This is a genomic window from Pseudomonas canadensis (assembly GCF_030980095.1).
GTDB classification, from domain to species: Bacteria; Pseudomonadota; Gammaproteobacteria; order Pseudomonadales; family Pseudomonadaceae; genus Aquipseudomonas; species Aquipseudomonas canadensis.
Genome location: NZ_CP133298.1, coordinates 4043515 through 4064590, shown reverse-complemented (window position 1 = coordinate 4064590; position 21076 = coordinate 4043515). Strand labels below are relative to the sequence as shown.

Sequence of the window (21076 nt, the reverse complement as noted above, 5' to 3'; positions counted from 1 at the left end):
CCAGAGGACACTGGAATGACACAGGCAATTGCTTCGCCCGCGGTTCACGACCTGATCGGTATCGGTTTCGGCCCTTCGAACCTGGCGCTGGCCATCGCCCTGCAGGAGCGCGAAAAGGCCCAGGGCAAACTGGACGTGCTGTTTCTCGACAAACAGGCCGACTACCGCTGGCACGGCAATACCCTGGTGACCCAGAGCGAGCTGCAGATTTCATTCCTCAAGGACCTGGTGACCCTGCGCAACCCCACCAGCCCGTATTCCTTCGTCAACTACCTGAAAGCCCATGATCGTCTGGTCGACTTCATCAACCTGGGCACCTTCTACCCGTGCCGCATGGAGTACAACGACTACCTGCGCTGGGTCGCCGGGCAGTTCCAGGCCCAGGCGCGCTATGGCGAGGAAGTGCTGGCCATCGAGCCGATCCTGCACCAGCAGCAGGTTGAAGCGCTGCGCGTGATTTCCCGCGATGCGCTCGGTGAGCAACATGTGCGCACCACCCGTTCGGTGGTGGTCAGCGCCGGCGGCACGCCGCGTATTCCTGAAGCGTTCAAGGCGCTCAAGGGCGACAGCCGGGTGTTCCATCATTCCCAGTACCTGGAGCGCATGGCCAGCCAGCCGTGTGTCGAGGGCAAGGCCATGCGCATCGCCATCATCGGCGGTGGCCAGAGCGCGGCGGAAGCCTTCATCGACCTGAACGACAGCTTCCCGTCGGTGCAGGTCGACATGATTCTGCGTGGTTCGGCGCTCAAGCCGGCGGATGACAGCCCGTTCGTCAACGAAGTGTTCTCGCCGGCCTTCACCGACCTGGTGTTCCAGCAAGAGGGCGCCGAGCGTGAGCGTTTGGTCGCCGAGTACCAGAACACCAACTATTCGGTGGTGGACCTGGACCTGATCGAGCGTATCTACGGCATCTTCTACCGCCAGAAAGTCTCCGGCATCGCCCGCCAGGCGTTCCGCACCATGACCGTGGTCGAGAAGGCCACCCCAGGCCCGCTGGGCATTGAATTGGTGCTGCGCAACAACGCCAACGGCGACACCAGCATCAACCACTACGACGCGGTAATCCTGGCCACGGGCTATGAGCGCCAGACGCACCGCGCCTTGCTCGCACCGCTGGAAGACTACCTGGGTGACTTCGAAGTCGCGCGCGACTACCGCATCGTCACTGACGAGCGTTGCAACGCCGGTATCTACATCCAAGGGTTCAGCCAGGCCAGCCACGGCTTGAGCGATACCTTGCTGTCGGTGCTGCCGATTCGCGCGGATGAGATTGCGGCGTCGTTGTATGCGCTGGACCGTGGGCGCGGCAAAGGGCGTTCGGTGCAGGACCTGCTCCTGGCAACTGCTAGCTGATACTCACCCCCTCTGTAGGAGCGAGCTTGCTCGCGAAACACGTCCAGACGACGCGATCATTCTGAATGGCTGCGTTAACGTTGACGACCTTCGCGAGCAAGCTCGCTCCTACAGACGGCACTTGTGGCAAGGAGTGGCTATTGGTACTGTACAAAAAACCAGTATCGGTAGCCCTCCATGCAGTTGATCGAAAAACTCAGCATTCTCGCCGACGCCGCCAAGTACGATGCGTCCTGCGCCAGCAGTGGCGCACCCAAGCGCAGCTCCGAAGGCAAGGCGGGGCTGGGGTCTACCGATGGCATGGGCATCTGCCACAGTTATACGCCGGACGGGCGATGTGTGTCGCTGCTCAAGGTGTTGCTCACCAACTTCTGTCTTTACGACTGCCAGTACTGCGTCAACCGCCGCTCCAGCGACGTGCCCCGCGCGCGTTTCAGCCCGGAGGAGGTGGTCACCCTGACCCTGGATTTCTACCGACGCAATTGCGTCAGCGGGCTGTTTCTCAGTTCCGGCATCATCCGTTCGTCCGACTACACCATGGAGCAGTTGGTGCGGGTCGCCAAATTGCTGCGCGAAGAGCATGACTTTCGCGGCTATATCCACCTCAAGACCATTCCCGATGCCGACCCGGCGCTGATCGCCGAAGCCGGAAAGTATGCCGATCGCCTGAGCGTGAACATCGAATTGCCGACCGAGGCCAGCCTGCAGACCCTGGCGCCGGAAAAAAAGATCGTGTCGATCAAGCAGGCCATGCAGACCATCTACACCGGCGAGCAGACGGTCCGCAACGAGCCGCGCGCGCCGCGTTTTGCCCCGGCCGGGCAGAGCACGCAACTGATCGTCGGCGCGGATGACACCGATGACAGCACCATCCTCCACGGTGCCGAGGCGTTGTACGGCAACTTCAAGCTGCGCCGCGTGTATTACTCGGCGTTCAGCCCCATCCCCAACAGCCCGAAAAGCGTGCCCCTGGCCGCGCCTCCGTTAATGCGTGAGCATCGCTTGTACCAGGCCGATTTCCTGCTGCGCAGCTATGGGTTCAACGCCAATGAACTGTTCAAAGGTCCCGGCCACCTGGCGCTGGATATCGACCCCAAGTTGGCCTGGGCCCTGGAAAACCGTGAGGTGTTCCCCCTGGACTTGAACCGCGCCGAGCCGACCTTGATCGCTCGTATCCCAGGCATCGGCCTGCGCACCACCCAGCGCCTGGTGGACCTGCGCCGTGAACGCAAGATCCGCTTCGAAGACCTGGCGCGCATGCGCTGCGTACTGGCCAAGGCCAAGCCGTTTTTCATCACCAGTGACTACCACCCGCAACAGGCCGACAGCACCAGCGTGCTGCTGCGCGAACAATTGCGCGACCGCCCGCAACCGCAGCAGATGGGGTTGTGGGGATGATCAGCCTGGAATGCGACAACCTGTTCAGCACCTGGCGCGACCAGGCGCGCTGGTTGCTCAGCCATCAGGTAGACCCCAGCCAGGTAAGCTGGGGCGAGGCGGAGGTGGCCGACCTGTTTGCCACCGACCAGTCGATTCCCGAAGCGCCTGGGCCTTTCCAGACGCGGGTGCCCAAGGCCCTGCTGGAACTGTTGGAGTCGGCCGCCTGTTACCACGGCGACCAGCGCTGGAGCTTGTTGTACGAAGTGTTGTGGCGTGTCAGTCATGGTGACCGCACGGCAATGCTGGCGGGGGACAAGCTGGGCAGTGAGTTGCAGCGGCGGATCAAGCAGGTCAGTCGTGAGGCGCACCACCTGCATGCGTTTGTGCGGTTTATCGCGTTACCCGCCGAGGCCGGGCCGCAATTGCCCGAGTACGTAGCCTGGCATGAGCCTGCCCACGACATCCTGAAATCGGCCAGCCAGCATTTCATCGGGCGCATGGGGCGGCATCGCTGGATGATCGCCACGCCGTTGGACGGGGTGTATTACGACGGTGAGCAGTTGATCCATCAGCGCGAGTGTCCCGAGGCCTGGCGGCAATTGGCGCAGAATGTCGAAGACCCCCACAGTGCAATGTGGCTGACCTACTACAGCCACATCTTCAATCCGGCGCGGTTGAACCCCAAGGTGATGGAAGGGCACTTACCCAGCCGGTTCTGGAAGAACCTGCCGGAGGGCAAGTTGATACCGGGGTTGATCAGTGAGGCGCGGACGGGGAAGCAGAAGGATGGGCAGGCGAAGATGATTGGGATCAAGCCTGGCAAGAAAATACTAAGTGGGCACGGTTAAAAAATGTGGGAGCGGGCTTGCTCGCGAATGCGGTGTATCAGTGACAAATTAAGTGACTGACACTCCACATTCGCGAGCAAGCCCGCTCCCACAGGGGTTATGCAGTGTTTGGTGAAATTGGGGCTCAGGCCAGTTCGGTGGCGGTGTTCTTGACCACCGCCAACTCCGGATGCGCCACCAACTTATCAATGTGCAACTCGTCATTGTTCAACCAGGTCTCGGTCAGCACCCGGTAATGCTCCATGTCCCGGCAGCGCATGCGCAGGCTGTAGTCAAACGGGCCGCTGATCAACTGGCATTCGAACACCTGCGGGCAAGCCTTCACACAGGCTTCGAAAGCCTTCTGCGCCGAGCGCCCGCTCTGGTTCGACAAGGCCACCAGCACCAGCAACGACAACCCTGGCGACACCATCTGCACATCAATGATCGCCCCATACCCACGGATCACGCCGCGCCGCTCCAGCTTGCGCACCCGTTCCAGGCAGGGCCTGGGCGTGAGGTGCACCAGCGACGAGAGCTTTTCGTAGGTGATACGCCCCTGGTGGCGTAGGACTTCGATGATGGCTTCATCGATGCGGTCCAGCGCGGGGGAGGAATGGGGTCCGTTGGCCTTGGTATCCATGGGTTTCACTTCAAACGGTTGGAAAGAAATTGCTGCAAGCGTTCGCTGTTGGGGTGGTCGAGGATCCTGGCGTCGCCGTGTTCCTCGACCCGGCCCTGGTGCAAGAACAGCACTTGGCTGGACACCTGGCGGGCAAAGCCCATTTCGTGGGTGACCATCAGCATGGTACGACCTTCCTCGGCCAACGTCTGTATGACTTTGAGGACTTCTCCTACAAGTTCTGGGTCGAGTGCGGAAGTCGGTTCATCGAACAGGATGATCTCCGGCTCCATCGCCAACGCCCGTGCAATCGCCACGCGCTGTTGTTGGCCGCCGGAGAGGAACGCCGGGTATTGATCCGCCACGCGGCCCGGCAGGCCGACCTTGTCCAAATACATCCGTGCGCGTTTTTCCGCCTCGGCGGCGCTGACGCCCAACACCCGGCGCGGGGCCATGGTGATGTTTTCCAGCACGGTCATGTGGCTCCACAGGTTGAAGTGCTGGAACACCATGGCCAGGCGCGTGCGCAGGTTCTGCAACTGATCTTGATGCGGCGCACGGGTGCCGGCGCGGCCCTGGCGCATTTCGATGCTGATGCCGTCCAGGGTGATCACCCCGGCGTCCGGCTGTTCGAGGAAATTGATGCAGCGCAGCATTGTGCTTTTGCCGGACCCGCTGGCGCCGATCAGGCTGATCACGTCGCCATGGCGCGCATTCAGGGAAACCCCCTTGAGCACTTCATGTTCGCCGTAGCGTTTGTGGATGCCCTCGACTTGCAGCTTGATGGCGGCGGTGGCGGGTTTGGCAACGGGTTCATCAACGGGATAAGCGGCCAGGGCCTGCGCGGACTGATTCATGGGTTAGCCTCGGGTAGGAACAAGAAAACGCATCCAGCGACGTTCGGCCAGTCGGAACAGGCCCACCAGTGCAAAGGACAGCAGCATGTAGAGCAGGGCAGCGATGCCGAATGCCTGGAACGTCAGGAACGTTTCGGCATTGGCGTCGCGGGCCACCTTGAGGATGTCAGCCACGGTGGCGGTAAACGCCAGGGAGGTGGCGTGCAGCATCAGGATCATTTCGTTGCTGTAGGCCGGCAATGCGCGGCGCAGTGCGGCGGGCACCACCACGAACAGGTTGAGACGCCAGCCGTGCAGGCCATACGCGCTGGCCGCTTCGATTTCACCATGGGGAATATTGCGGATCGCTCCGGCGAAGATTTCCACGGTGTAGGCGCAGGTGTTGAGCACAAAGGCCAGCAGCGTGCAGTTCAGCGCGTTGCGGAAAAACTGGTTGAGCAGGGCGTTGTCCTGCACCACTTCCAGGCTGTACAGCCCGGTGTAGCAAATCAGCAACTGGATATATAACGGCGTGCCGCGAAACAGGTAGGTGTAGACCTCCACCGGCCAGCGCAGCCAGACGTGCTCGGAAACCCGCGCGAGTGCCAACGGTATCGATAGGAAAAAACCGAACACGACAGAGATGATGAACAACCACAACGTCATCGCTACGCCGGACAATCCTGTGCCATCGCTGAACAGATAGGCCAGGCCATATTGCTGGAACAGTTCGATCATCGCGCCATCCCCTTGATGCCGAGGTTGTAGCGCCGTTCGAGGCGCTTGAAGATGCGGTTGGAGAGGGTGGTGATCACCAGGTACACCAGGCCCGCGAGGATCAGGAAATACAGTGGCTCGTTGGTCGTCTTGCCGGCGTTCTGTGCGGCCTTGACCAGGTCCGACAGGCCGATGATCGACACCAGCGCCGTGGACTTGAGCAGCACCAGCCAGTTATTGCCCAGGCCCGGCAGGGCAAAGCGCATCAGTTGCGGGAACAGCACCAGGTGAAAGCGCTGCCAGCGGCTCAGGCCGTAGGCGGTCGCGGCTTCCAACTGGCCGACTGGCACGCTGAGGATCGCGCCCCGGAAGTTCTCGGTGAAATACGCGCCGTAGATAAAACCCAGGGTGACGACGCCCGCGGTAAACGGGTCGATTTCAAAGTAATCCCAGCCGAACACTTCGCTCAGGTCGTTGAGCCACAGTTGCAGGCTGTAGAAGATCAGCAGGATCAGCACCAGGTCCGGCACGCTGCGAATCAAGGTGGTGTAGAGCGTGGCCGGCACGCGCAGCCATTTGGCGCTGGAAAGCTTGGCGCCGGCGGCAATCAGGCCCAGGGCAAGGCTGAGGGCCAAGGCGAGGAATGACAGTTTGAGGGTCATCCAGGCGCCTTGGGCCAGCATCGGGCCGTAGCCGTGCAGGTTGAGGAATTCGTTCATGGGGAGAGTCTCTTAAGGGCGCAGACAACCTTGTTGGAGCCGGCTTGCCGGCGATGAGGCCCTTGGGTTCAGCGCAATGCTTCAGGCCGCCATCGCCGGCAAGCCGGCTCCTACAGGGATCAGCCGTTGGCATCACTCGTTGTAGATGTCCTGGTCGCCGAAGTACTTCTTCTGGATCTGTGCGTAGGTGCCATCGGCCTGGACGGCGGCGATGCCCTTGTTGATCAACGCACGCAGCTCCTGATCGTTCTTGCGCAGCCCCATGGCAATATCCAGCGGCAGTGTCGGGTCCTTGAAGGCCGGGCCGGTCTTGAAGTCGGCGCCTTCGGGCTTGGACAGGAAGTTGAGCTGAGCTTCGAGCTTGTCGGTCAGGGTCGCGTCGAGTCGGCCGTTCTGCAGGTCGGCGTAGTTCTGGTCTTGGGACTGATACGCCTTGATCTGCGCGCCGAGCTTGGCCAGGTGCGCACGCGCATACGCCTCTTGCAGCGAGCCTTGCAGCACGCCGACTTGCTTGCCCTTCAGAGATTCCGGCGTGTCGCCGAAGTCGGCGCTCTTGCGCGTGATCACGGAGGTCGGGCTGAGGAACAGGCGGTCACTGAAGTCGATGATCTTTTCGCGGGCCGGGGTCACGGCCATGGAGGACATGATCGCATCGAACTTGCGTGCGCGCAGGGCCGGGATCATGCCGTCGAATTCGTTGTGCACCCAGGTGCATTTCACTTCCAGCTTGGCACAGATCGCGTTGCCCAACTCAATATCGAAGCCTTGCAGGCTGCCGTCGGCGGCGACGGATTCGAAGGGGGGGTACTCGGGGAATACGCCGAAGCGGATTTCTTTCCAGTCCTGGGCGTGGGCGGCGGTGGCGCAGAGTGGCAACAGCAACGCGGCGAAGAGTGATCGCAGTGGAGTCATGTGGAGTCCCTATATTTTGTAATTGATGTCAGGGCAGTCTTTAAATTGAAACAAATAGTTTTTGTTGGAGGGAGAGAATGCTTCATGGTGGTGCGTTTTTTGTGTCGTTTACCCCTCCCACAAAGCGCGAATTACGCTGTTAAAACGTGCAATGCAGCGGAATCGGCTGAGGCACCCGCTGAATCGGCTTTTAACCAAGGTGAATCTGGCCCGCCCTCGACGCAAAGCGGCAGGCCAGAGCGTTTTCAGGCGCGCTTTTTCTGCTGTACGCGTGGTTGTTGGGCCAGGCGTGCGAACAGGTCTTTCGGGTCGGCCAGGTCCGGCACCAGCTCCAGGTCGCTGCCTACATCCAGTGCCTTGGCCACGTCCAGCACATAGCGCAGGGCCGAATAGTCTTCAATGGCAAAACCTACCGAATCGAACAGAGTGACCTGGCGCGCATTTTCGCGGCCGGGCTGCTGGCCGTTGATCACTTGCCACAGTTCGGTGACCGGCGAATCTTCCGGCATGTGCTGGATTTCGCCTTCGATACGGCTTTGCGGTTCGTACTCGACGATCACTCGGGCGCGCTCGACGATACGTCGGTCCAGTTCAGTCTTGCCGGGGCAGTCGCCGCCGACGGCGTTGAGGTGCATGCCGGGCTCGATCATCTCGTCCGTCAGGATGGTGGCGTAGGCCTTGTCGGCCGTGACGGTGGTGACGATGTCGGCGCCTTTGACCGCCTCGGCGACGCTGGCGGCCAGGATCACCTTGATCGCCGGGAACGCCTTGAGGTTGGCTGCCAGCTTGGCGGTGGCTTTGGCGTCGATATCGAACAGGCGGATCTCATTGATGCCGAGCATGGCGTGGAAGGCCAGGGCCTGGAATTCGCTCTGGGAGCCGTTGCCGATCAGCGCCATGCTGCGGCTGTTGTCGCGGGCCAGGTAGCGGGCGACCAGCGCCGAGGTGGCAGCAGTGCGAATTGCGGTGGTCAGGGTCATTTCCGCCAGCAGCACGGGCAGGCCAGTGTCTACATCCCCCAAGGCGCCGAAGGCCATTACGGTGAGCATGCCGGCCAGGGTGTTTTTCGGGTGGCCGTTGACGTATTTGAACGCGTACAACGACGCGTCAGAGACTGGCATCAGCTCGATCACGCCGTCCGGCGAGTGGTTGGCCAGGCGCGCGCATTTTTCGAAATCCTGCCAGCGCAGGTAGTCGGCACGGATGTACTCGGCCATCTCGGTGATGCAGGTTTGCAGGCCTTTTTGCGAGACCAGGTAGCAGAGATCGTTGACGTCGATATAGCGGGTCATGGCAAGACTCCTTGAGTTATTGGACGGTGGCGCGGGCGGGCAGGTGCACTTCCGCCAGCATGCAGCGGGCACTGCCGCCGCCGATGCGTTCGATGTTGTCGATGTTCACCACCACCGGGCGCGTATGGCGCTCCACGTGCTGGCGCTGGGCGGGTTGCAGGGCGCCCCAGGCGCTGGCCGACATCACCAGCAGCGGCTGGCCGTCGCGGTCATGTACTTCGAGCATGTTGCCGGCGAAGGCTTCCAATTGGTCGAAGTCGAGGGCGAGGATGTCTTTGCCGGTGTCGCGCAGTGAGCGTTCCAGGGCCTGGCGTTCGCTGGCGTCGGGCAGGGCTTGCAGGCACACCACCGAGAGGTCGCGGCCGACGCTCATCATCACGTTGCTGTGGTAGATCGGCGCGTGATGGCGGTCGACGGCGTGAAATACGCAGAGCTGGTAGTCGAGGCGTTCGGCGAACTGGCGTAGCGCGTCGTGGTGGGTGCGCCCGGAGTGGCAGGCGTAGCTGATGCGGTGCTGGCGGTCGAGCACCATGCTGCCGGTGCCTTCGAGGAAGATGTTCTGCTGTTCCAGGTGGCTGAGGTCGATGGTGTCCTTGACCGTAAATCGTTGTTCCAACACTTGCAGCACGCCTTTGTTGCGTTCCAGTCGTCGGTTCTGGCCTTCCATCGGGTACAGCACCAGGCTGCCGTCGGCGTGGCTGCTCCACCAGTTGTTGGGGAAGATCGAGTCGGGGGTGTGAGGTGCCGGGGTGTCCTGCACCACCAGTACTTCCACGCCGTGCTGGCGCAGGGTATCGACATAGCCGTCGAATTCTTCCAGCGCTTTCTGCTGTGCACTGAGCGGGTCGAGGGGGCGGCGTTGGAAGCGGTTGTTGATCGCGGTGTCCGGGTTGAAGGCAAAGCGCGCCGGGCGAATCATCAAGACAGTATTGGTGGTTTGCATGGGTGCACGGGTCCATGGGGTGAGCTGTGGGAATATTGTGTGGCTTGTGCGGGATGAATCCCGGCTGAAACCTGAGGGCGGCTCAGCCGGGAAAGCTGAAAAGGGTAATGGCACAGCCGAATCGGCTGTAGGGGTTGGAATGCGATCAATCTGTAGGAGCCGGCTTGCCGGCGATAGCGCTGGGTCTGACAGACCGCTATCGCTGGCAAGCCAGCTCCTACATTAGTATGAGGGCGTTCGTGAAACCCGAGCCAGGAAGGAGAATGCATGTCTACCGCTGTTCGTACGGCCCAAACCGCCGATGCCGAGGGGATCAGCCAGGTCATTCTGGCGGCCCTGCACAGCAGCAATGCGCGGGACTATCCGGCGGATGTGATCGCGCGGGTTGCCGCTAACTTCACGCCGGAGGCGGTGCTGGAACTGCTCAAGCGTCGCGTGGTGCTGGTGGCGGTTCAGGAACGGGTAATCGTCGCCACTGCGGCCCTCGACGGCAATGTGGTGCGCTCGGTGTTCGTCAACCCGGCGCTGCAAGGGCAGGGCATTGGTCGGCTGTTGATGATCGAGATTGAGCTACGCGCCCGCGAAGCCGGAGTGACGGTGCTGAGCGTGCCGTCTTCGCTGACGGCCGAGCCGTTCTACGCCAAGCTGGGGTTCCATACTGTGCGCGACGTCTACCACGGCAACGAGCGTACGCTGGTGATGGAAAAAGCGCTGCTGTCCCGCCACGCTATCGGGCCGTACCGCGACCGCCCGCACCGGGCGCAGGTGGTGGCGTTATGGCAGGAAGCATTTGGCTATGACACGGCGCATAACCTGCCGACGCTGGCGATTGATAAAAAGTTGGCGGTCAACGACGGGCTGTTTTTCGTCGCAATGGATAAAAAAACCGTGATCGGAACGATTCTGGCCGGCTATGACGGACATCGCGGCTGGCTGTATTCGGTGGCGGTGCACGCCGACTATCGGCGGCATGGCTTGGGGTCGTCGCTGGTGCGGTATGCGGAACAGGCATTGACGGCGCTTGGCTGCATGAAGATCAACCTGCAGATCACCAGTGGCAACGACGCGGTGGCGGGGTTTTATGAGGCGTTGGGGTATGGAGTGGAACCGAGGATCAGCATGGGCAAGAAGATTGCCGAAAACATCCCCAAGAGCGGCGCGTAAACCTGTAGGAGCCGGCTTGCCGGCGATGAGGCCCTTGAATTGATCGCAGCATTCAAGGCAGCCATCGCCGGCAAGCCGGCTCCTACAGGGTTTATGGGTTAGACCTTGACGATCCAGCCTTCCGGCGCTTCAACGTCACCGGTCTGCACACCGGTCAGCTCTTTGTAGAGCTTCTGGGTGATCGGGCCGACTTCGGTCTCGCTGTGGAACACGTGCAACTTGCCGTTGTACTGGATGCCGCCGATTGGCGAGATCACCGCAGCCGTACCGCAGGCGCCGGCTTCCTTGAACTGGTCCAGCTTGTCGATGAACACTTCGCCCTCGATCACGTCCAGGCCCAGGCGGGTCTTGGCCAGTTCGATCAGCGACAGGCGGGTGATGCCTGGCAGCACCGAAGGCGACTTCGGCGTAATGAACTGGTTGTCGTGGGTGATCCCGAAGAAGTTGGCCGAGCCGACTTCTTCGATTTTCGAATGGGTCATCGGGTCCAGGTAGATCGCATCGGCAAAACCGGATTTCTTCGCTTCGGAACCTGGCATCAGGCTGGCGGCGTAGTTGCCACCGACCTTGGCGGCACCGGTGCCTTGTGGCGCGGCACGGTCGAAGGTGGAAATCTGGAAGTTGTGCGGCACCAGGCCGCCTTTGAAGTAGGCGCCGACCGGGATGCAGAACACGGAGAAGATGAACTCCGGCGCGGTACGTACGCCGATGTTGTCACCGGTGCCGATCACGAACGGGCGCAGGTACAGCGCGCCGCCGCTGCCGTACGGCGGGATGAAGTGCTCGTTGGCCTTGACCACTTGTTTGCAGGCATCGATGAACACGTCGGTCGGCACATGCGGCATCAGCAGGCGTGCGCAGCTGCGCTGCATGCGGGCGGCGTTCTGGTCTGGGCGGAACAGGTTGATCGAACCATCCTTGCAGCGATAGGCCTTGAGGCCTTCAAAGCATTGCTGGCCGTAGTGCAGGGCGGTGGAGCCCTCGCTGATGTGCAGCACGTTGTCGTCGGTCAGGGTGCCTTCTTGCCATTCGCCGTTTTTCCAGACCTGGAGAAACCGCTTGTCGGTCTTGATGTAGTCAAAACCCAGCTTGTCCCAATTGATGCTTTCGTTACCCATGACACCCTCTATCGTTGGTCAAGTCGGTTTTTTTCTGGATGGGCGCAACAATACTTCATTCTGCGGCGGGTTTGTAGGAGCCGGCTTGCCGGCGAGGGTGACCTTGAAAACGCCATCGCCGGCACGCCGGCTCCTACCGGGGTTGTGTTTACAGGTGCAACGCGTGGCCCAGGGCCCTTAACGCGGCCTCCTGCACGGCTTCACCGAGCGTCGGATGGGCGTGGATGGTCCCGGCCACGTCTTCCAGGCGCGAACCCATCTCCAGGCTCAGGCCAAAGGCGGTGGACAGTTCCGAGACACCAATCCCCACGGCCTGCCAGCCGACGATCAGGTGGTTGTCGCGTCGCGCCACCACCCGGACGAAGCCGGTTTTGGACTCCAGGGTCATCGCCCGGCCATTGGCCGCGAACGGGAAGCTCGACACGATGCAATCCAATCCGGCGGCCTTGGCGTCATCCGGGGTCTTGCCGACCACCACCAGTTCCGGGTCGGTAAAGCACACCGCCGGGATCGCGGCCGGGTTGAATTCGCGGGGTTTACCGCTGATCAGTTCGGCCACCATCTCGCCTTGGGCCATCGCTCGGTGCGCGAGCATCGGCTCGCCGCTCAGGTCGCCGATGGCATACACGTTGCGCATGCTGGTCTGGCAGCGGCTGTCGATCTTGATCGCCGCGCCGTTCATCTCCAGGTTCAGCGCCTCAAGGTTCCAGCCCTGGGTGTTGGGTTTGCGACCAACGGCAACCAGCACCTGATCGGTTGCCAGCGACAGGGTGTCGCCATTCGGGTCGCGTACTTGCAGGCTGCCATCGGCAAAACCCGTGACGCTGTGCTTGAGGTACAGCTTCACGTCCAGTAGCTTGAGGGATTCGTTCACCGGCTGCGTTAGCTCAGCGTCATAGGCCGGCAGGATGCGATCCTGTGCTTCGACCACACTCACGTCGGCGCCGAGCTTGCGATAAGCGATGCCCAGTTCCAGGCCGATGTAACCGCCACCGACCACGATCAGGCGCTTGGGCACGCTTTTCGGCGCAAGGGCTTCGGTGGACGAAATGACCGGCCCGCCAATCGGCAGCATCGGCAGGTTGACGCTTTTCGAGCCGGTGGCCAGCAGCAAGTGTTCGCACTGGATGCGCTGGTCGCCGACGTCGACGGTCTTGCCGTCCACCACCTTGGCCCAGCCGTGGATCACTTGCACTTTGTGTTTCTTCAGCAAGGCGGCGACGCCGGTGGTCAGGCGGTCAACAATGCCGTCTTTCCATTCCACGCTTTTGCGGATGTCCAGGGTCGGCACATTCACTTCGATGCCCAATTGCGAACCCTGGCTGTGGTGGATGGTTTGCTGGAACTGCTCGGCCACGTGGATCAAGGCCTTGGATGGGATGCAGCCGATATTCAGGCACGTGCCGCCGAGCGCCTGGCCTTCCACCAGGATGGTCGGAATGCCCAGTTGCCCGGCACGGATCGCTGCCACATAACCGCCAGGGCCGCCGCCGATGATCAGCAGCGTGGTACTCAATGTCTGCGTCATGCCTTACTCCAGGAACAGGCTGGCGGGTTGTTCGAGCAGGCCGCGAATGGCCTGGATGAATTGCGCCGCGTCCATGCCATCGACCACGCGGTGATCGAAGGAACTGGAGAGGTTCATCATCTTGCGCACCACGATCTGGCCCTTGATCACCATCGGCCGTTCCACGATACGGTTGACGCCAACAATCGCCACTTCCGGCAGGTTCAGCACCGGTGTGCTGACGATGCCGCCCAAGGCTCCCAGGCTGGTCAGGGTGATAGTCGAGCCCGACAGCTCGTCACGGCTGGCCTTGCCATTGCGCGCAGCCGTGGCCAAACGTGCGATTTCTTCGGCATTGCCCCACAGGCTGCGGGCCTCGGCGTGACGCACCACCGGCACCATCAAGCCAACATCGCTCTGGGTGGCGACGCCCACGTGCACGGCGCCGAGGCGGGTGATGACCTGGGCCTCGTCGTCGTAACGCGCGTTGATCTGCGGGAAGTCACGCAGTGCCACCACCATGGCGCGCACGATGAATGGCAGCAGGGTCAGCTTGCCGCGTGTGGCGCCGTGCTTCTCGTTGAGGTGCACGCGCAACTCGTCGAGGGCGGTGACGTCGATCTCTTCCACATAGCTGAAATGCGCGGCACGACGGGTGGCGTCCTGCATGCGCTGGGCGATCTTGCGGCGCATGCCGATCACCGGGATCTGTTCTTCGGTGTGGCGTTCGGCGTAAGGGTTGGCAGCGGTTTTATTCTGCGTCGGACCCTGGAGCAAGAAAGCCTCCAAATCTTCGTGCAGGATCCGGCCCGCCGGGCCAGTGCCCTGGACCAGACGCAGTTGAATCCCGGCGTCCAATGCGTGTTTGCGCACGGCCGGGGAGGCCAGCGGGCGTTCGTCGGCTTCACGTGCCACAGGCGCCTGGGCTGCGATAACCGGTGCAGGTTTGCTTTCAACCGCCACCGGCGCAGGCTTGGCCTCAACCACAGGGGTGGCCTTCGGCGTTTCCTTCTCGGCGGGCGCTTCCTTGGCGTTGCCGGCACCTTCCACTTCAATGCTGATCAGAATACTGCCCACGGCCATGACTTCACCCGGCTCGCCGCCGAGGGAAATCACCTTGCCGTGCACGGGCGAGGGAATGTCCACCATCGCCTTGTCGGTCATTACATCCGCCAGCACCTGGTCTTCCACGACCATGTCACCGACCTTTACATGCCACACCGACAGTTCAACTTCCGCGATGCCTTCGCCAATGTCCGGCATCTTGATAACGTGCGTGCCCATTCAGACCTCCATGACCCGTTTCAACGCCGCGCCCACTCGGGACGGCCCTGGGAAATACGCCCACTCTTGCGCGTGCGGGTAGGGGGTGTCCCAACCGGTGACGCGTTCGATCGGCGCTTCCAGGTGGTGGAAGCAGTGTTCTTGCACCAGTGACACCAACTCGGCACCAAAGCCGCAGGTGCGGGTGGCTTCATGCACCACCACGCAACGGCCGGTCTTCTTCACGGATTTGACGATGGTTTCCAGGTCCAGCGGCCACAGGCTGCGCAGGTCGATGACCTCGGCGTCGATGCCGGTTTCTTCGGCGGCAACTTGCGACACATACACGGTGGTGCCATAGGTCAGCACGGTAACGGCCGAGCCCGGACGCACGATGGCGGCCACGTCCAGCGGCACGGTGTAGTAACCATCCGGCACCTGGGCTTGCGGGTGTTTCGACCACGGGGTTACCGGGCGGTCGTGATGGCCATCGAATGGGCCGTTGTACAGGCGTTTTGGCTCAAGGAAGATCACCGGGTCATCGTTCTCGATGGAGGCGATCAGCAGGCCCTTGGCGTCATAGGGGTTCGACGGCATCACCGTGCGCAACCCGCAAACCTGGGTGAACACCGCTTCGATACTCTGGCTGTGGGTCTGGCCGCCGTAGATGCCACCGCCGCACGGCATGCGCATGGTCAGTGGCGCGGTGAACTGGCCGGCCGAGCGATAACGCAGGCGCGCCGCTTCGGAGATGATCTGGTCGGTGGCGGGGTAGACGTAGTCGGCGAACTGGATCTCGGCCACCGGGCGCAGGCCATAGGCGCCCATGCCCACGGCCACGCCGATAATGCCGCTCTCGGAGATCGGTGCATCAAATACCCGCGAGCTGCCGTATTTGGTCTGCAACCCTTCGGTGCAGCGGAACACGCCGCCGAAATAACCGACGTCCTGGCCAAACACCACCACGTTGTCATCTCGTTCGAGCATCACATCCATGGCCGAGCGCAGGGCCTGGATCATGGTCATGGTGGTGGTGGTCATGGCGGTTTCCACTTCAATACTGTTGTTGTGATCGTTCATGTCAGATCCCCAACTCTTGACGCTGGCGCTTCAAATGCTCCGGCATCTCTTTGTAGACGTCTTCGAACATGGTCGCGGCGCTTGGAATCTGGCCGCCAGCGAGGGTGCCGTACTGTTCGGCTTCTTTCTGTGCCTTGACCACTTCGGCTTCAAGTTCTGCACTGACCGCCGCGTGTTCCTCTTCGGACCACTGGCCAATCTTGATCAGGTGCTGCTTGAGGCGGGCAATCGGGTCGCCCAGGGGGAAGTGGCTCCAGTCGTCGGCTGGGCGATATTTCGACGGATCATCAGAAGTGGAGTGCGGGCCGGCTCGATACGTGACCCACTCGATCAGCGTAGGACCAAGGTTGCGGCGCGCACGCTCGGCAGCCCAGGCGGAAGCAGCGTACACCGCGATGAAGTCGTTGCCGTCCACACGCAGGGAGGCGATGCCACAACCCACGCCGCGTCCGGCAAAGGTGGTGGCTTCGCCGCCGGCGATGGCTTGGAAGGTGGAGATGGCCCACTGGTTGTTGACCACGTTAAGGATCACCGGCGCGCGGTAAACGTGGGCAAAGGTGAGAGCGGTGTGGAAGTCGGATTCGGCGGTGGCACCGTCGCCGATCCAGGCGGAAGCGATTTTGGTGTCGCCCTTGATCGCCGAGGCCATGCCCCAGCCCACGCCTTGTACGAACTGGGTGGCGAGGTTGCCGGAAATCGTGAAGAAGCCAGCGTCTTTCACTGAATACATGATCGGCAACTGACGGCCCTTGAGCGGGTCGCGCTCGTTGGACAGCAGTTGGCAGATCAGGTCCACCAGTGGCACTTCGCGGGCCATCAGGATGCTTTGCTGGCGGTAGGTGGGGAAGCACATGTCGTCGATGTTCAAGGCCAGGGCCTGGGCACTGCCGATAGCTTCTTCGCCGAGGCTCTGCATGTAGAACGACATTTTTTTCTGACGTTGGGCGACCACCATGCGGTTGTCGAAGATCCGCGTCTTGAGCATGGCGCGCATGCCGCGGCGCATGATCTCGACGGGAACACCTTCGGCCCATGGCCCCAAGGCCTGGCCCTGGTCGTCGAGCACGCGGATCAAGCCCTTGGCCAAGTCGGCGGTGTCGGCGGGTTCTACGTCGATGGCGGGTTTGCGCACTAGACCGGCGTCGGTCAGGCGCAGGTACGTGAAGTCGGTCTTGCAGCCTGGGCGTCCCGAGGGTTCAGGGACGTGCAGGCGCAGTGGTTCATACTGCTGGGTCATGGCTTTCTACGCTCTATCTTGTGAATTTCTTGTAGTGGGCGCGCTAGCTGACAGTCAGTCTCCGGATAGGAGAAATCTTGTCCTACAACAATCATAGGCGGGGCGTAGAAGAATATTTATCTGTGTTTCATTGCGCTCGGGATCATTTGCGGATAAAAAAACTGCATAAACATAATAAACAGGTGATTTTGTCTCATGCGCAAACTGGACCGTACCGATATTGGGATTCTCAACGCCCTGCAGGAGAACGCCCGCATCACCAACGCCGACCTGGCCCGCTCGGTGAACCTGTCGCCCACGCCGTGTTTCAACCGGGTGAAGGCGATGGAAGAGCTGGGCTTGATCCGTGACCAAGTCACGCTGCTCGACGCCGATCTATTGGGGCTGCACGTCAATGTGTTCATCCACGTCAGCCTGGAAAAGCAGAATGAGTTGGCGTTGCAGCAGTTCGAAGGCGCGATCTCGGACCGGCCAGAAGTGATGGAGTGTTACCTGATGGCCGGTGACCCGGACTATCTGATCCGGGTGCTGGTGCCGACAATCCAGTCGCTGGAGCGTTTCATGATGGACTTTTTGACCAAGGTGCCGGGCGTCGCCAACATCCGCTCCAGCTTCGCCCTCAAGCAGGTGCGCTACAAAACCGCGTTGCCGCTACCGGCCAACGGCATCAACCTGGGTTAGAGGTGGTTGACCGGAATCTTCAGGTACACCACACCATTGTCCTCCGCCGGCGGCATATTCCCCGCCCGCACATTCACCTGGATCGCCGGCAGCAACAGCGTCGGCATCCCCAGCCCTGCGTCGCGCGTGGTGCGCATCTCGACAAACGTGGCTTCATCCACGCCATCATGCACATGAATATTCCCCGCACGCTGCTCGGCTACCGTGGTCCGGCACTTTGCCTCACGGCCTTCAGGCGGGTAGTCGTGGCAGACGTACAACTCGGTTTCCAGGGGAAAGCCCAGCAACTTGCGCATCGACGCATACAACTGCCGCGCATCGCCGCCAGGGAAATCACAGCGCGCCGTGCCGACATCCGGCATGAACAGCGTGTCACCCACCAGGATCAGTCGGTCGTCGATCAGATAGGCCATGTCCGCCGGGGTATGCCCTGGCACATGCAGGGCCTGGGCCTTGATCGTGCCGATGTGAAACACCTCATCCGGCGCAAACAGGTGATCGAACTGCGAGCCATCCACGCGAAATTCCGGCTCCAGGTTGAACAGGTTCTTGAACACGCCCTGCACTTTGCTGATCGACTGCCCGATGGCGATCTTGCCACCCAGCGTGCGGCGCAGGTATGGCGCGGCAGACAAGTGATCAGCGTGGGCGTGGGTTTCCAGCAGCCATTGCACCTGCAGCCCATGCTCGCGCACAAAGCGGATGACCTTGTCGGCCTGGGCGGTGTCGGTGCGCCCCGAGGCCGGGTCGTAGTTGAGCACCGAATCGACGATGGCACAGGGGCCGCCATCGGTTTCATATACCACGTAGGTGTAGGTCGACGATGCCTCGTCCAGAAAGGCTTGGATCAGCGCTGGCATGGCGGTTGTCCCGGATGAAGAAAAAAGTAGTTACAATCAGTTTACGTTTTCACATAATGTTTTGAGCTTAAGTGACAAAAAGGACCCGAGGCAAATGGAATCTACTCTGAGTGAGGGCGAAGTCGCCCAGTTGCGCGCATCGGCGTCCAAGGCCTGCTCCTTGCTCAAGGCCCTGGCCAATGAGGATCGTTTGTTGATCCTGTGCCAGTTGACCCAGGGCGAGCGCAATGTCGGCGAACTGGAAGCCCTGACCGGCGTGCGCCAGCCCACGCTGTCTCAACAGTTGGGCATCCTGCGTGACGAAGGGTTGGTCGCCACCCGTCGGGAAGGTAAATACATCTTCTACGGGTTGGCCAGCCACGAAGTGATTCAAGTAATGAAGACCCTGTCCGGCTTGTACTGCGGCGCGGTCATAAAAAGCTGGGCGTGACGCCATCCGGCAGCGACCCTTGTGTGCATGTATGACAAAGGCGATAGACCATGACCGACCAACACTGGGGCCCAACCATCAGTGGCGACATCGTAGTCATCGGCGGCGGCTCGGCGGGCATTGGCCTGCTGGCCAGCCTGCTCAAGCGCGACCCGCACCTGAATATCATCCTGATCGAACCGAGCGACCAGCATTGCTACCAGCCCGCCTGGACCCTGGTGGGTGGCGGCGCCTATGACCTGAAAAAGACCCGCCGCCCGCTGGCTGATGTATTGCCCAACGGCGTTACCTGGGTGCAAGCCGCCGTCACCGAAGTACTGCCCGACGAGCAGACCCTGATCCTCGACAGCGGCCAGCGTGTCAGCTGGCAAAACCTGATCGTCTGCCCCGGCCTGCGCCTGGCCTGGGAGAAGATCGAAGGCCTGCAAGACACCCTCGGCAAGCATGGCGTCACGTCCAACTACAGCTACCAGCACGCCGCTTACACCTGGCAACTGGTGCAGCAACTCAAGGGCGGCAAGGCGATCTTCACCCAGCCAGCCATGCCGATCAAATGCGCAGGCGCGCCGCAAAAGGCCATGTATTTGTCCTGCGATCACTGGCTCAGGCAGGGCGTACTGAAAAACATCGACGTCGAATTCAACCTGGCCGGTGCCGCGCTGTTCGGCGTGGCGACCTTCGTGCCGCCGTTGATGAAATACGTGGAGAAGTACAACGCCCGCCTTGCGTTCAACGCCAACCTGGTGAAAGTCGACGGCCCAGCGCGTAAGGCCTGGTTCGAAGTGAAGGACGCCGAAGGCAATGCCCGCGTTGAAGAAAAATCCTTCGACCTGCTGCACGTGGTCCCACCGCAGGTTTCTCCGGACTTCATCCGCCAAAGCCCGCTGTCCGACGCCGCCGGCTGGTGCGAGGTGAACCCGCAGAGCCTGCAACACCTGCGTTACCCACACATCTTCGGCCTGGGTGACGTGTGCGGCACCACCAACGCCAAGACCGCGGCGGCGGTGCGCAAGCAGATCGTGGTGGTCGCCGAAAACCTGCTGGCCCTGCGCAAACAGGCGCCGCTGCCGCTCAAATACGATGGCTATGGTTCCTGCCCATTGACGGTGGAGAAGGGCAAGGTGGTGTTGGCAGAGTTCGGCTACGGCGGCAAGCTGCTGCCGACCTTTCCCCTGGACCCGACCCAGGCGCGGCGTTCGATGTGGTTCCTCAAGGCCACCTTGCTGCCGTGGTTCTACTGGAATGGCATGCTCAAGGGCCGCGAGTGGCTGACCCGACTGAGCAAGGTGGACTGAATGCTGCTGGCGAGTGTGTTGGGGTTATTGATGGGCCTGGTCATGGGCCTGACCGGCGCGGGCGGCGGCATCCTTGGGGTGCCGGCGCTGGTGCTTGGTTTGGGCTTGAGCATGACCCAGGCCGCGCCGGTGTCGTTGCTTGCGGTTGGTGCGGCGGCGGCGGTGGGAGCGGTCGATGGTTTGCGGCATGGCCTGGTGCGTTACCGCGCTGCGTTGTTGATCGCCTTGCTCGGTGCGTTGTTCTCGCCGGTGGGTGTGTTTCTCGCCCATCAACTGCCGGAAGCGTTGCTGATGGGGCTGTTCAGTGGCTTGATGGTGTTGGTGGCCTGGCGCATGTTGCAGCGTGAAAAACGTGAGGACGGGCCGAGTGGCCATGGCACGGCGTCCTGGGGTCAGAAGAACTGCATGCTCGATCAGCAGACCGGGCGCTTCGCCTGGACCGCCAAATGCAGCGCGACCCTGGCCGCCCTCGGCGCGGTGACCGGTGCGGTATCCGGCCTGCTCGGTGTGGGCGGTGGCTTCCTGATCGTGCCGGCGTTCAAGCAACTCACCGATGTGCAGATGCGCGGCATCGTCGCCACCTCCTTGATGGTGATCAGCCTGCTCTCCTTGGTCGGTGTGGCCGGCGCGTTCCATGCCGGTGTACGCATCGAATCGGTGGGCTGGGTGTTTATCGGTGCGAGCATCGTCGGCATGCTGGCCGGTCGACGCCTGTGTTCGGTGATTCCTGCGCGCACCTTGCAGATGGGGTTTGCCAGCCTGTGTGTACTGGTGGCCGTTGGCATGTTGGTCAAGGCCGGTCTTACGTCCTAAGTGCCGGACCTGGACTAAATCGAATTT

Annotated in this window: 21 protein-coding genes; 8 read left to right on the top strand and 13 right to left on the bottom strand. The window is 61.7% G+C overall.

The window, feature by feature from the left end:
• The first annotated feature begins 15 nt into the window (after positions 1 to 15).
• The 3 genes from RB216_RS18745 to RB216_RS18735 all read left to right on the top strand — a co-directional run bounded on the left by RB216_RS18745 (position 16) and on the right by RB216_RS18735 (position 3581).
• A complete protein-coding gene (locus RB216_RS18745) occupies positions 16 to 1353 on the top strand; it encodes a lysine N(6)-hydroxylase/L-ornithine N(5)-oxygenase family protein (protein ID WP_016974872.1) in 1338 nt (445 codons plus the stop codon).
• A gap of 177 nt (positions 1354 to 1530) precedes the next feature.
• Positions 1531 to 2751 carry a putative DNA modification/repair radical SAM protein gene (locus RB216_RS18740; RefSeq protein WP_016974873.1) on the top strand — a complete coding sequence of 407 codons (1221 nt, stop codon included), beginning with the start codon at positions 1531 to 1533 and terminating at the stop codon, positions 2749 to 2751.
• Positions 2748 to 3581 (top strand): TIGR03915 family putative DNA repair protein, encoded by an 834-nt coding sequence (locus tag RB216_RS18735; RefSeq protein ID WP_068937203.1) that lies wholly within the window; start codon positions 2748 to 2750, stop codon positions 3579 to 3581. The genes RB216_RS18740 and RB216_RS18735 overlap by 4 nt, the downstream gene beginning before the upstream one ends.
• A 124-nt stretch (positions 3582 to 3705) precedes the next feature.
• On the opposite strand, the gene RB216_RS18730 is transcribed toward RB216_RS18735, so the two are convergent.
• The 7 genes from RB216_RS18730 to ctlX all read right to left on the bottom strand — a co-directional run bounded on the left by RB216_RS18730 (position 3706) and on the right by ctlX (position 9601).
• The gene (locus RB216_RS18730) at positions 3706 to 4203 is read right to left on the bottom strand and encodes an Lrp/AsnC family transcriptional regulator (RefSeq protein ID WP_016974875.1); all 498 of its coding nucleotides are present in this window, start codon (positions 4201 to 4203) and stop codon (positions 3706 to 3708) included.
• A gap of 5 nt (positions 4204 to 4208) precedes the next feature.
• Positions 4209 to 5039: an ABC transporter ATP-binding protein gene (locus RB216_RS18725; protein ID WP_016974876.1), complete on the bottom strand. Its 831-nt coding sequence runs from the start codon at positions 5037 to 5039 to the stop codon at positions 4209 to 4211.
• Between the two features lie 3 nt (positions 5040 to 5042).
• Positions 5043 to 5756 carry an ABC transporter permease gene (locus tag RB216_RS18720; RefSeq protein WP_068937204.1) on the bottom strand — a complete coding sequence of 238 codons (714 nt, stop codon included), beginning with the start codon at positions 5754 to 5756 and terminating at the stop codon, positions 5043 to 5045.
• Positions 5753 to 6454 (bottom strand): ABC transporter permease, encoded by a 702-nt coding sequence (locus RB216_RS18715; protein ID WP_028616987.1) that lies wholly within the window; start codon positions 6452 to 6454, stop codon positions 5753 to 5755. The genes RB216_RS18720 and RB216_RS18715 overlap by 4 nt, the downstream gene beginning before the upstream one ends.
• A gap of 132 nt (positions 6455 to 6586) precedes the next feature.
• Complete coding sequence (locus RB216_RS18710) at positions 6587 to 7366, bottom strand: ABC transporter substrate-binding protein (protein ID WP_028616986.1); 780 nt, start codon at positions 7364 to 7366, stop codon at positions 6587 to 6589.
• Positions 7367 to 7611: 245 nt separating this feature from the next.
• Positions 7612 to 8658 (bottom strand): ornithine cyclodeaminase, encoded by a 1047-nt coding sequence (gene ocd, locus RB216_RS18705; RefSeq protein ID WP_028616985.1) that lies wholly within the window; start codon positions 8656 to 8658, stop codon positions 7612 to 7614.
• Positions 8659 to 8674: 16 nt separating this feature from the next.
• Positions 8675 to 9601 carry a citrulline utilization hydrolase CtlX gene (ctlX, locus tag RB216_RS18700; protein ID WP_028616984.1) on the bottom strand — a complete coding sequence of 309 codons (927 nt, stop codon included), beginning with the start codon at positions 9599 to 9601 and terminating at the stop codon, positions 8675 to 8677.
• 267 nt (positions 9602 to 9868) lie between these two features.
• On the opposite strand from ctlX, the gene RB216_RS18695 reads away from it, so the two are divergent.
• The gene (locus RB216_RS18695) at positions 9869 to 10765 is read left to right on the top strand and encodes a GNAT family acetyltransferase (protein ID WP_308907720.1); all 897 of its coding nucleotides are present in this window, start codon (positions 9869 to 9871) and stop codon (positions 10763 to 10765) included.
• 98 nt (positions 10766 to 10863) lie between these two features.
• Here RB216_RS18695 and RB216_RS18690 read toward each other — a convergent pair whose 3' ends face one another.
• The 5 genes from RB216_RS18690 to RB216_RS18670 form a co-directional block, all read right to left on the bottom strand.
• Positions 10864 to 11883, bottom strand: a complete 1020-nt coding sequence (locus tag RB216_RS18690; protein ID WP_028616982.1) for a branched-chain amino acid aminotransferase — start codon at positions 11881 to 11883, stop codon at positions 10864 to 10866.
• A gap of 148 nt (positions 11884 to 12031) precedes the next feature.
• Positions 12032 to 13411: a dihydrolipoyl dehydrogenase gene (gene lpdA / locus RB216_RS18685; protein WP_308907719.1), complete on the bottom strand. Its 1380-nt coding sequence runs from the start codon at positions 13409 to 13411 to the stop codon at positions 12032 to 12034.
• A gap of 3 nt (positions 13412 to 13414) precedes the next feature.
• Entirely contained in the window at positions 13415 to 14674 is a 1260-nt protein-coding gene (locus tag RB216_RS18680; RefSeq protein ID WP_305381725.1) for a dihydrolipoamide acetyltransferase family protein, read from the bottom strand.
• Entirely contained in the window at positions 14675 to 15733 is a 1059-nt protein-coding gene (locus RB216_RS18675) for an alpha-ketoacid dehydrogenase subunit beta (protein ID WP_016978112.1), read from the bottom strand.
• A 1-nt stretch (position 15734) separates the two neighbouring features.
• Positions 15735 to 16970, bottom strand: a complete 1236-nt coding sequence (locus tag RB216_RS18670; RefSeq protein ID WP_028616979.1) for a 3-methyl-2-oxobutanoate dehydrogenase (2-methylpropanoyl-transferring) subunit alpha — start codon at positions 16968 to 16970, stop codon at positions 15735 to 15737.
• Positions 16971 to 17165: 195 nt separating this feature from the next.
• Between RB216_RS18670 and bkdR the strand changes: the two genes are divergently transcribed.
• Positions 17166 to 17651, top strand: a complete 486-nt coding sequence (bkdR, locus tag RB216_RS18665) for a Bkd operon transcriptional regulator BkdR (protein WP_010209335.1) — start codon at positions 17166 to 17168, stop codon at positions 17649 to 17651.
• On the opposite strand, the gene RB216_RS18660 is transcribed toward bkdR, so the two are convergent.
• A complete protein-coding gene (locus tag RB216_RS18660) occupies positions 17648 to 18511 on the bottom strand; it encodes an MBL fold metallo-hydrolase (RefSeq protein WP_068937211.1) in 864 nt (287 codons plus the stop codon). The two genes, bkdR and RB216_RS18660, sit on opposite strands and share 4 nt — an antisense overlap.
• A 94-nt stretch (positions 18512 to 18605) precedes the next feature.
• Between RB216_RS18660 and RB216_RS18655 the strand changes: the two genes are divergently transcribed.
• Genes RB216_RS18655 through RB216_RS18645 form a run of 3 tightly spaced genes read left to right on the top strand, consistent with a single transcriptional unit; the run spans position 18606 to position 21049 of the window.
• Positions 18606 to 18941 (top strand): ArsR/SmtB family transcription factor, encoded by a 336-nt coding sequence (locus RB216_RS18655; protein WP_005789341.1) that lies wholly within the window; start codon positions 18606 to 18608, stop codon positions 18939 to 18941.
• Positions 18942 to 18991: 50 nt separating this feature from the next.
• A complete protein-coding gene (locus RB216_RS18650; protein WP_028616977.1) occupies positions 18992 to 20236 on the top strand; it encodes an NAD(P)/FAD-dependent oxidoreductase in 1245 nt (414 codons plus the stop codon).
• Positions 20237 to 21049: a sulfite exporter TauE/SafE family protein gene (locus RB216_RS18645; protein ID WP_122684008.1), complete on the top strand. Its 813-nt coding sequence runs from the start codon at positions 20237 to 20239 to the stop codon at positions 21047 to 21049.
• The last annotated feature ends 27 nt before the right edge of the window (positions 21050 to 21076 follow it).